The sequence below is a fragment of the Pseudomonas fluorescens genome (assembly GCF_000968015.1).
GTDB classification, from domain to species: domain Bacteria; phylum Pseudomonadota; class Gammaproteobacteria; order Pseudomonadales; family Pseudomonadaceae; genus Aquipseudomonas; species Aquipseudomonas fluorescens_W.
This window is the reverse complement of the sequence record NZ_LACH01000042.1, coordinates 21,977-31,452: the sequence shown is the minus strand read 5'-3', so window position 1 is coordinate 31,452 and position 9,476 is coordinate 21,977. Positions and strand designations below refer to the sequence as shown.

The following is a 9,476-nucleotide window of genomic DNA, read 5'->3' as shown; positions in this document are numbered from 1 at the left end:
TTGCGCCCATGCTGGGCGCACCCAAAAAAAACCCGCCGAAGCGGGTTTCCCAAGACCATTACGACTCCCTGTCGGCAGCGATTCCTTGCTTATGGTCGATCATCCATGATCCCGAGCACTTCCTGTGCTTCGGTTGATGAAGCCAGATTACGCTTCGGATCCAATGTGCAATAGACGACATAGCTACCATCGCGTGTAAGACATTCGCTATACCCACCCTTCCGTAAACCCTTAGACGGCTCAGGTATTTAGCATTAAACCCGCGAGTTTGGCGGCCTGCAGCTGACCTGGCTGCCGCCAGGGTATCGTCGTCGATAAACGCCCAGCGTTTCAGCCAAGGTTCGAACATGCAGCCATCACTCTTCCTCACGCTCGCGTTGCTTGGCACTGACTTTGAGAAACTCTTCGATATTGTTCATCTGTTCATCCCAACCGCGGCTGTCCATGCGGAACGCCTTGAGCCGGCGAGTCTGGGGGATGTGATCGAAACCGGACTCGGTGACCTTGAGTAACGTGCCTTCATCCATGTCTTCGAGCTCGAACTTCACCAGCGTGGTGGGTTCCTGGGAGTAATCGAGCTCCGGCTCCACGGCATACGGGTGCCAGCGAAACGAAAACACCCGCTCGGGCTCGACCCGTTCCACCAGTACATTCCACAGCAAGTGCTCATAACCCGGGTACGTAATCTGCCCCTGGGTCCACTCACCGGCGACAAAACGCTTGCCCTCCAGCGCCACGCCAAACCACTGTCCGAAGGCTTCGGCATTGGCCAGCACGCGCCAGACCTGCGAGCGTGGCGTTTTGAGCAGGATCTTCCTTTCGATGCGATCTGATGCTGGATTCATAAGTCACCTCCTGTACTGAACAGTAGGCCTGTAAGACCACAAGACCAACCCTAAAGTTGTATCAATCGGGTATCGCAATCAACCCTGTACGAAATATTCAGCTGCATTTCCAAGTGTAACTGCTGGTTTGAAAACCAAACGAGTAGACCGAAACTGCTAACGTTAAAAACGAAATTGACTCAGACAAGGACGATTCATGCAGCTTTCACTGACGGAGCGTTATCGCGGAGCCCTGCTGGGCCTGGCTTGCGCCACCCTCACGCAATCAGGAGCACGCAATGAATAGCCTGCATGGCAGCTGTTTGTGTAAAGCCATCGAGTACCAAGTCGATAGCCTCGACATGCCCATCAGTCATTGCCACTGCCAAACCTGTCGCAAGGCACACGCGGCGGCATTTGCCTCGACAGCCGGGGTCATGCGCGAACATTTTCGCTGGACCAAAGGCCAGGACCGCCTGAGCAGCTACGAATCGTCGCCGGGCAAGCTGCGGCATTTCTGTTCGGTCTGCGGTTCACACTTGATGGCTGAGCGCTTGGCCCAACCTCACGTTATCGTTCGTGTGGCGACACTGGACGATGACCCGAAGATGACGCCTCAGGCACATATCTGGACGACACATGACGTGCCGTGGCTTGCCTATGAATCGATTAAAAAATGCCCTGAATGGCAAACATAAAGGGTCTAACACGGCACTACACTGCATCCCAACTTTTCTGTCACAGCGAGAATCCCCATGCCCCCACGCTTTCTCCTGGCACTGTCGCCTCTGCTGTTCACCACCGTTGCTTATGCGGTGAACTGCGACAACGCCGCCGACCAGGCGACGATGAATCAGTGCGCGGCGCAGCAGCACAAGACGGCGGACAAGGAGTTGAATGCGCTTTACCAGCAGATCAACGAGCGTTTGAAGAGTACCCCCGAAAGCAAAAAGCTGCTGATCGAGGCGCAGCGGTCGTGGGTTGCGTTTCGGGATGCCGAGTGCAAGTTCTCGAGCGCCGGGGTGGAAGGTGGGAGTGTGTATCCGCTGATCTACAGCAATTGTGTGACTGAGTTGACCAAGGCGCGGGTTGAGACTTTCAAGAATTATTTGAAGTGTCAGGAGGGGGATTTGAGTTGTCCGGTGCCTGGGGCTTGATGATTCGGTGCTTGTAAGGGCCTCATCGCGAGCAGGCTCGCTCCTACAGGGTTCAGCAATGTTCACACAATAGCGATCACACTGAAGATCCACTGTGGGAGCGAGCTTGCTCCGGGCGGCGATCCGACGATGGCGGCCGCTCAGGCGCCGCAATTACCGCACAAATACCTGCGCGGTCGTAATCGCCATATCCCCACCCGGCAACTTGATGCTGCCAATCTGCTTCATGCTCTCGGGATCAAAGATCGCCACATCGTTAAACGTCCCCGCCAGATAAATCTTGCTGCCGTCCTTGTTGAACGAAATACAGTAGTAGGAATGATCCAGCGTCGCTGCCTGGAGCATTTTCTTCTCCTTGATGTCGTACTTCGCCAAACGGTTGAGCACGCCGAACATCAGGTTCGGATCCTTCGGTGAGCGCATGCCGCTGAAGTATATTTCCGTCAGAGGGCCGAAGTCGGTGGTTTCGGTCTTGCCGGTTTTCAGGTCGATGCTGAACAGCCCGTAAAGGTACTCGGCGGTCAGCGGGTCCTGCTTCTTGTCCTTGAATTTCGCCGCGGTGTAGAGCAGCGAGAAGTCATGGCGATAGGTCTGCTGGTTCCACACGTAGAGCACGTCTGGCGCGCTATAGCCCGGGCGCTTCCAGTGGCGGCTGGGGATCAGCACGTCGAACTTGCCGGTCTTCACATCGACCTTGTAGACATCCGCCCCCGCCACGTACAGCGTGCCGTCGTCACCACTCTGCATGATGGTCAGCTGTCGTGGCGCCGGGAAACTGCGTACGGGTTTGGCGTCCATGCCGGCGTCGGTGGCGTATACATCGAGCCGCGGTTGCTGCACTTCGTAGTGGTCGTTGAGCATCAACGTCGGGTTGGCAATGGTGAACAGTTCCTTGCCGTCGTGGCTGAGGGTGAAGGCGAACATGGACCTCGCTTTCTCCCCCGGTTTCTGGGTGATGCTGGCGTGGAACACCTGCTTGCAGCTGTCGAGCTCAACGCCGTAGACATCCGCGTAGTGATTGTTCAGCACGTAAGCGGTCTTGCGGTCCGGCGACAATTGGACGGTGCCGGGGCCGAAGGCATCCGGCATTTTGCAGGTCTTGAACAAGGTGTCGGTGACCACGTCAATGACGTGCAGGTTGTTCGGGTAATTGGTGGTCAACATGTACTCGTGACCGGTTTCGAGAGCGGTGTTTTCATCGGCCAGAACGTTGAGCGAACAGGCGCTCAGGACGGCGAATGCGGTCAGGCCGCAGGCTTTGATGCTAGGCATGCTGGAATCCTTCTTCTCTGTCCGATCACTTGTCTTTAGGGAAGACAGTGCCAAGGTTGCGCCAGTTGTCGTTGGACGCCTGGGCATCCTTGTTCCAGTCCGGGTAGGTGCTCATCATGTCGGGCACCTGGGCCGGCCACCAGCAAGGGTCGGAACAACCGTAAAGGTCGGCTTCCATCGGCTGGCACAGCGACGACACACCGCCAAAGGCGTCGATTTCCCAACCCGGGTCGGTGGTCGAGGCGCAGCCGGCGACGGAACTCATCGCCACCACTTCTTCAATGCGGTTTTCGGCCGCGGCCTCATCCAGTTTCAGCGCTTTATTATTGATTGCCTTGAGATGTTTCATATCAGTGAGCCTTGCGCGGAGTGATGTAGCTGCTGATAAACGCAGGGTTGTGGGCCATGATCCGGGTGTAGACCTCGATGCCGAAGTCGACCCAGTCACGCATCAGTTCGCAGTAGTGATAGGTCGGGTGCGTCGGGTCGCCGTAACGGGCATAGCTCTCGTGGTAGCAGCCGCCGGAGCAGAGATTACGGATCTGGCAGTCCTCGCAACCGGTGTTGGTGCGGTCCAGGCGCTGGGACAGGAAGTCGTTCAACTCGACCTGCTTCACACCGCTGTGGACGTTGCCGAAGGTCGGCAGGCTCGAACCGGTAAAGCGGTGGCACAGATTCAATTCGCCCTTGTGATCCACCGCCAGCATCTTCAGGCCCGCGCCGCAAGGCAGGGCTTTTTTGTGGCCTTCGTGGATGTCGGTGATCAACTGGTGCAGGTTGGAGAAACCGATGTTGCGGTGCTCCAGCGCCGCTTCCAGATAACGCCGGCCGAGTTTCTTCATGTTGGCGAAGACTTCGATCAGCTCGTCGCTGGACAGGTTGAAGGTGCTGATGTCGCCGGAGGTCACCGGGGCAAAGCCGACTTCGGCAAAACCCAGTTCGTTGAACAGGTGATCCCAGATGGTTTCGACGTCGGTGACGCCGGTGGTCAAGGTGACGCGGGCACCGACCGGACGACTGTTGTAGCGCGACAGCAGCATTTCAGCCTTGCGTCGCACCACGTCGTACGTGCCCTGCCCGCCCACGGTGATGCGGTTGCGGTCGTGCACGGTTTTCGGTCCGTCGATACTGACTGACAGGCCGAAACGGTGGGCATTCAGATAGTCCACGGTCTCTTCGGTGAGCAGCGTCGCGTTGGTGGTCATGACGAACTCGACGAACTTGCCCGCCTCGCGGAAACGCTTCTCGCAATAGTCGACCATGTACTCGATCAGCTTGCGATTGCTCAGCGGCTCACCACCGAAAAACACCACAGTGAAACGCTCTTCGTCCGGGGATTCGCGCAGCAGCATCTCCACCGACGCGACCGCCGTTTCGACGTCCATTTTCTTGCCGGCCGACGGCTTGTCCAGGTCTTCCTTGTAGCAGTAGGTGCAGCTCAGATTGCAGCCGGTGTTGACGTTGAGCACCACGGTATTGATCGCCGTGCGCTCGACCCGTTTGGTACCGATGTCGGGGGTCAGCGGCGAGCCGTCGCTGACCAGTTCCAGGGACATCAACTCACGCAGCGTTTCGGTGATTTCCTCGCCGTTGAAACGCGAAGCCAGACGCTGGATCAGGTCTTCCGACGAGCAACCGGGACCGCGCAAGGTATCGATGATGGTGCCCGTCAGCTCATCGCTGGCGAACAGCGAACTGCTGGGGATGTGAAACAGCATGCGGTCGGCATCGACGTGCACTTCGTGCAGGTTCCGTTCGACCAGATTCAAAATAGCGCCCATTGCAACCTCCTGTGCAAACCCCGCTTGGCGGGGCCTGCGATCATTCCGAAAAAGTGTCTGAATCGTTTGAAATCAGTCAACTCATGGAATGGGTGGATTGTTCCAGCGTTGCACGGTGACGATCATGTGGCCTTCGCCGGTCAGGGACTTCCCTGCGTCGTCGACGGCGGCAATCACCTTGAGGTTGCCGGCATTGTTGGTGGACATTTTGCGCTGCGGGTTCGGCCCGGCATCGCCCGGTGTGAACACGCCACTGTCAGCCTGCATGGTGCCGGCGAACTTGACGTCTTCGTCTTCCTTGGCGCGGTCGTCGAAGGCTTCGACCGACCACTGCGCCGGGAACACGCCGATGCGATATGGCTTGCCGTCGGTGCCCCTGCCCCAGGCTTCGGCATCGAAACGGCCCTGGACTTTCGGCGTCGACCCACCGCCCTCGCCGATCCGCGCCACCGAGAATTCAGGCACGACTTTGACTTCGTTGATCTTGCTGTAGACCGACAGGGTCGGGCCTTTCAGCGTGCCGACGGTGACTGCGCGTAAACCAGGCTGGGCATTGGCTGCGGCCTTAAGCTTGACGCGCATGCGCTCTGGACTTTGCTCCAGTACTTCGACCACTTCCACGCCTTTGCCGAAGTTCGGTTTGCCGGTGAGACCGCTGCCGACAAGGGTCACTTCAGTTTCGGCGCCAGCCTTCAGGTAACCCGGCTGCACCGCCAGCAAACGACTACTGCCCTGCTTGGCAGCGACGAAGTCCAGACCTCGCTCATCATGCTCGGCTTCGAACATCCGACCCTGCATCGCGTTGCCTTGGGCAGCGAACACCTGGCGCATGGTTACGCCGTCGATGGTCACGTTGCCGCGCCATTCGTAGCCGGTGTAGAGAATCGCGCTGCCATCGCCGTTGAACGGGCTGCCATCGGCGTATTGGCCTTTGACGCTGACCTTGAACGTGTCGCGGCCATCGGCCGTGACGCTCATCACGCCGGCCAATTCACCCTTGCCCGGCAAGTGGCCGCTGAAACTCCAGTCGCCCACCAGCGCTTCGGCTTTCGGCGCAGCACTCAACCATTTTTTCCAGGCCGGGTTGTCCAGCGGATAACGCTTGGCCAACAGCGGCACCATGTCTTTGCGGGCCAGGTCGAACCAGTCACGGTCACGGGCCAGCGCCTGGTATTCCAGCGACGGCCATTGGCCGAGGTGGAAGTTCACCAGACGCTCCCATTCCTGGGCCGGACGCCGTTGCAGGGCGACCCGCGCACCGGAGTGACAGCGGCCGCACATCTGGCTGGTCTGGTCGTCGAATTTCTCGACAGTATTGAGTCGACGCTCCAGCGCATAACGCACGCCGTCGGTCTCGCTTGGGGCCAGGCCTTGAGTGTCGGCCAGGTATTTGACCAGGGTTCGGCGGTCGTCATCGCTGATCTGCAAACCGTGCATGGTTTGCATGCGGGCGATGCTCATCAGCCAGCCTTCAGGGGTTTTGCGCTGGTGGCTGATGCGGCTCAGGGCGTTATCGGCTTCGGGGGTATGACAGCCCTGACAGGTTTCCTTGAGGATGGTCTGAGCGTCGCGGGCTGCCAGGCTGTAAGGCGAATGCAGCGCCACACAAGCGGCCACGGCCAGCAGACTGGCACTCAGGCCTGATCGGAGTTTTCTCTTCATCAACGTCGAACCTCGCACGGTGCTTTCTTATTTTTGTGGCTTATCGTTTTTATGGTTTCTGCCGTCGGCGGCGCACCGCTGACGGAGGCAAGAGAAACGTCTGCGATGAGCAATACACGGAGCGTGCCAGCTTGCCGATTGGCTTTTAAATCAATACGTTGCGTAAAGATGAGTGCTTTTCGCCATCGCTGAACGAGATCGCCTGCGTCTAATATCGCGACAGTTGTTGCAGTCTGAGACAAGCATAGATGGCCTGACCGGAACAGCTCATCGGCCGACGATTGACGACGCCCCCCTGCAAGCGCGAAATGGGTGTTCACCGATTGCCACCAGGGGATAAAAAAATGGCAAGCATCACTGTCCTGGCGGGGGACTTTCTGCAGGGTGATGGAGAGTACACAGACGGCGTCTTCACCCTCAGAACGTCGCTTCACCCATGGCCCGGCATTACCCTCCCGCTCTCATCGTTCAAGCGCGTGGAAGTGGCCAACGAGGATTCGATCAACAACATCAAGGATGCCATCGGCTTTGGCGTGGCCGGGGCCATGCTGTTGGGGCCCATCGGCGCAATCGCCGGATTCATGCTGGCCGGCAAGGAAACCGAAGTGACCTTTCTGGCAACGCTCAAGGACGACAGAAAGCTGTTGGTTGCTGTGGATGGCAGCACGTTCGACGAAATTTCCCAGAAGTTTGCAGCCTGAATAATCGGCGCAGGCCGCACCGCCTTCCGACGGTGCGGCGTGACGCCGGTTTAGATGTCATAGGTGGGGGAAACGCTTTTGTGTACGTCGATCTCGTGCTGCATGTCCGCCACCAAAGACGCGATCGCATGGGGACTGTCCAGTGTCCACAGGGGAACGTGGGTGGCCACTATATCCACTTTGCCGGTCATGCAGTCGCAGACCCGAATCGTCAGGGACTGGTCCGCCGCCATGGTGCAGGTGCACACGGAGGGCAGAAAACTGTGTTCAATGATGTTTTGAATTTCCAGGGTTGAAAGGAACATCGTTACCTCCCTCACGCCAGATGATTGCCGGATGAACGGTCCGTCACTTCACCCACCGAGCCTGAAAATTTTAGTCCTCAATAACGGGTACCTCAAGGTCGCAACCCGGTTGCTCGTCGTCTCATGGCTGTCGCAATTTGCAACAATCTCACAGCGTTCGCGATTCCCTTAAGTGCCTCACCCCCCCGCCGACCAAGGGCTGTCTTGCCTTTCAGGCAACTTGGCACAGCCATTGCGAAACCTCTGTTCTCACAAACAACAAGAGGTCTCGCCATGCCCCTCCCTTACCTGCTTTCCGCCACTTCGGCGTTCATCCAGCGCGCCCCGCGCATGCTCATCGGCGGCGATTGGGTCGAGGCCGCCGACGGCCAGACCATGCCCTTGCACAACCCGGCCACCGGCGAAGTGCTGTGCGTCGTGCCACGGGCCACGCCTGAGGATGTCGACCGCGCCGTGCTCGCCGCCCGCCAGGCCTTCGATGATTCGGCCTGGACCCGCACCCGACCTCGGGAGCGGCAGAACCTGCTGTGGAAACTTGCCGACCTGATGGAACGCGACGCCGAACTGCTGGCGCAACTGGAATGCCTGAACAACGGCAAAAGTGCGGCGGTGGCCCAGGTGATGGACGTGCAACTGTCCATCGACTTCCTGCGCTACATGGCCGGTTGGGCGACCAAGATTGAAGGCTCCAGCGTTGAAGTGTCGTTGCCGTTGATGCCCAACGATCAATTCCACAGTTTCATCCGCCGCGAAGCGGTGGGCGTGGTCGGCGCCATAGTCGCCTGGAACTTCCCGCTGCTGCTGGCCTGCTGGAAACTCGGCCCGGCCCTGGCCACCGGTTGCACCGTGGTGCTCAAACCCGCCGACGAAACCCCGATGACCGCGCTGAAACTTGCCGAACTGGTGCTGGAGGCCGGTTACCCCGAAGGCGTGTTCAACGTGGTCACAGGCACCGGCATCACCGCGGGTTCGGCCCTGACCCACAATCCGCTGGTGGACAAGCTGACCTTCACCGGCTCTACCGCCGTGGGCAAGCAGATCGGCAAGATCGCCATGGATTCCATGACCCGGGTGACCCTGGAACTGGGCGGCAAATCGCCGACCATCGTCATGGCCGACGCCGACCTGAAGAGCGCCGCTGCCGGCGCCGCCAGCGCGATTTTCTTCAATCAGGGCCAAGTGTGCTGCGCAGGCTCCAGGCTATATGTGCAGCGCAAGCATTTCGACAATGTAGTGGCGGACATCGCCGACATCGCCAATGCCATGAAACTGGGCAATGGCCTGGACCCAAGTGTCGAGATGGGGCCACTGATCTCGGCGCGTCAGCAGGAACGGGTTTACGGGTACATCGAAAAGGGACGGGAAAGTGGCGCGACCATCGCCTGTGGTGGTGAGCAGTTCGGGCCGGGGTTCTTCGTCAAACCGACGGTGATTGTGGATGTCGATCAGAAGCACTCACTGGTGCAGGAGGAGATCTTCGGGCCGGTGCTGGTGGCGATTCCGTTCGATGATGAAGCCGATGCGTTGCGCATGGCCAATGACAGTCCGTACGGGCTTGGGGCGAGTATCTGGTCGAACGATCTGGCGGCGGTGCACCGGATGATTCCGCGGATCAAGTCGGGTTCGGTGTGGGTCAACTGCCACAGTGCCCTTGATCCGGCGTTGCCGTTTGGTGGGTACAAGATGTCCGGGGTTGGGCGCGAGATGGGGTATGCGGCGATTGAGCATTACACCGAGTTGAAGTCGGTGTTGATCAAGCTCTGATCTGCGGCGC

11 protein-coding genes are annotated in these 9,476 nt (G+C 58.9%); 4 read left to right on the top strand and 7 right to left on the bottom strand.

Annotation, left to right across the window (positions count from 1 at the left end; all coding sequences use genetic code 11):
- Positions 1–356: 356 nt before the first annotated feature.
- Entirely contained in the window at positions 357–845 is a 489-nt protein-coding gene (locus VD17_RS19090; RefSeq protein ID WP_046055155.1) for an SRPBCC family protein, read from the bottom strand.
- Between the two features lie 278 nt (positions 846–1,123).
- Between VD17_RS19090 and VD17_RS19085 the strand changes: the two genes are divergently transcribed.
- Positions 1,124–1,522, top strand: a complete 399-nt coding sequence (locus tag VD17_RS19085; protein WP_046055154.1) for a GFA family protein — start codon at positions 1,124–1,126, stop codon at positions 1,520–1,522.
- A gap of 57 nt (positions 1,523–1,579) precedes the next feature.
- Positions 1,580–1,981: a lysozyme inhibitor LprI family protein gene (locus VD17_RS19080; RefSeq protein ID WP_046055153.1), complete on the top strand. Its 402-nt coding sequence runs from the start codon at positions 1,580–1,582 to the stop codon at positions 1,979–1,981.
- A gap of 153 nt (positions 1,982–2,134) precedes the next feature.
- Here the strand turns inward: VD17_RS19080 and peaD are convergent, their stop codons facing one another.
- The 5 genes from peaD to VD17_RS32260 all read right to left on the bottom strand — a co-directional run bounded on the left by peaD (position 2,135) and on the right by VD17_RS32260 (position 7,016).
- Positions 2,135–3,253: a quinohemoprotein amine dehydrogenase subunit beta gene (peaD, locus tag VD17_RS19075; protein ID WP_046055152.1), complete on the bottom strand. Its 1,119-nt coding sequence runs from the start codon at positions 3,251–3,253 to the stop codon at positions 2,135–2,137.
- Between the two features lie 25 nt (positions 3,254–3,278).
- Entirely contained in the window at positions 3,279–3,602 is a 324-nt protein-coding gene (qhpC, locus tag VD17_RS19070; RefSeq protein ID WP_008027961.1) for a quinohemoprotein amine dehydrogenase subunit gamma, read from the bottom strand.
- 1 nt (position 3,603) lies between these two features.
- Positions 3,604–5,034, bottom strand: coding sequence for a quinohemoprotein amine dehydrogenase maturation protein (peaB, locus tag VD17_RS19065; protein ID WP_008145337.1), 1,431 nt, complete (start codon positions 5,032–5,034; stop codon positions 3,604–3,606).
- 81 nt (positions 5,035–5,115) lie between these two features.
- A complete protein-coding gene (gene peaA / locus VD17_RS19060; protein ID WP_046055151.1) occupies positions 5,116–6,696 on the bottom strand; it encodes a quinohemoprotein amine dehydrogenase subunit alpha in 1,581 nt (526 codons plus the stop codon).
- Positions 6,696–7,016, bottom strand: coding sequence for a hypothetical protein (locus VD17_RS32260; protein ID WP_185753185.1), 321 nt, complete (start codon positions 7,014–7,016; stop codon positions 6,696–6,698). The genes peaA and VD17_RS32260 overlap by 1 nt, the downstream gene beginning before the upstream one ends.
- A 24-nt stretch (positions 7,017–7,040) precedes the next feature.
- Here VD17_RS32260 and VD17_RS19055 point away from each other — a divergent pair, with 24 nt between their 5' ends.
- Positions 7,041–7,397, top strand: coding sequence for a hypothetical protein (locus tag VD17_RS19055; protein WP_046055150.1), 357 nt, complete (start codon positions 7,041–7,043; stop codon positions 7,395–7,397).
- 50 nt (positions 7,398–7,447) lie between these two features.
- On the opposite strand, the gene VD17_RS19050 is transcribed toward VD17_RS19055, so the two are convergent.
- Complete coding sequence (locus tag VD17_RS19050) at positions 7,448–7,702, bottom strand: DUF1652 domain-containing protein (protein WP_008145342.1); 255 nt, start codon at positions 7,700–7,702, stop codon at positions 7,448–7,450.
- Positions 7,703–7,975: 273 nt separating this feature from the next.
- Here VD17_RS19050 and VD17_RS19045 point away from each other — a divergent pair, with 273 nt between their 5' ends.
- Entirely contained in the window at positions 7,976–9,466 is a 1,491-nt protein-coding gene (locus VD17_RS19045) for an aldehyde dehydrogenase family protein (protein WP_046055149.1), read from the top strand.
- The last annotated feature ends 10 nt before the right edge of the window (positions 9,467–9,476 follow it).

Bases quoted from the DNA above. Each gene is read 5' to 3' on its own strand.
- VD17_RS19090 (WP_046055155.1), bottom strand. From the start codon at position 845: ATGAATCCAGCATCAGATCGCATCGAAAGGAAGATCCTGCTCAAAACG.
- VD17_RS19085 (WP_046055154.1), top strand. From the start codon at position 1,124: ATGAATAGCCTGCATGGCAGCTGTTTGTGTAAAGCCATCGAGTACCAA.
- VD17_RS19080 (WP_046055153.1), top strand. From the start codon at position 1,580: ATGCCCCCACGCTTTCTCCTGGCACTGTCGCCTCTGCTGTTCACCACC.
- peaD (WP_046055152.1), bottom strand. From the start codon at position 3,253: ATGCCTAGCATCAAAGCCTGCGGCCTGACCGCATTCGCCGTCCTGAGC.
- qhpC (WP_008027961.1), bottom strand. From the start codon at position 3,602: ATGAAACATCTCAAGGCAATCAATAATAAAGCGCTGAAACTGGATGAG.
- peaB (WP_008145337.1), bottom strand. From the start codon at position 5,034: ATGGGCGCTATTTTGAATCTGGTCGAACGGAACCTGCACGAAGTGCAC.
- peaA (WP_046055151.1), bottom strand. From the start codon at position 6,696: ATGAAGAGAAAACTCCGATCAGGCCTGAGTGCCAGTCTGCTGGCCGTG.
- VD17_RS19055 (WP_046055150.1), top strand. From the start codon at position 7,041: ATGGCAAGCATCACTGTCCTGGCGGGGGACTTTCTGCAGGGTGATGGA.
- VD17_RS19050 (WP_008145342.1), bottom strand. From the start codon at position 7,702: ATGTTCCTTTCAACCCTGGAAATTCAAAACATCATTGAACACAGTTTT.
- VD17_RS19045 (WP_046055149.1), top strand. From the start codon at position 7,976: ATGCCCCTCCCTTACCTGCTTTCCGCCACTTCGGCGTTCATCCAGCGC.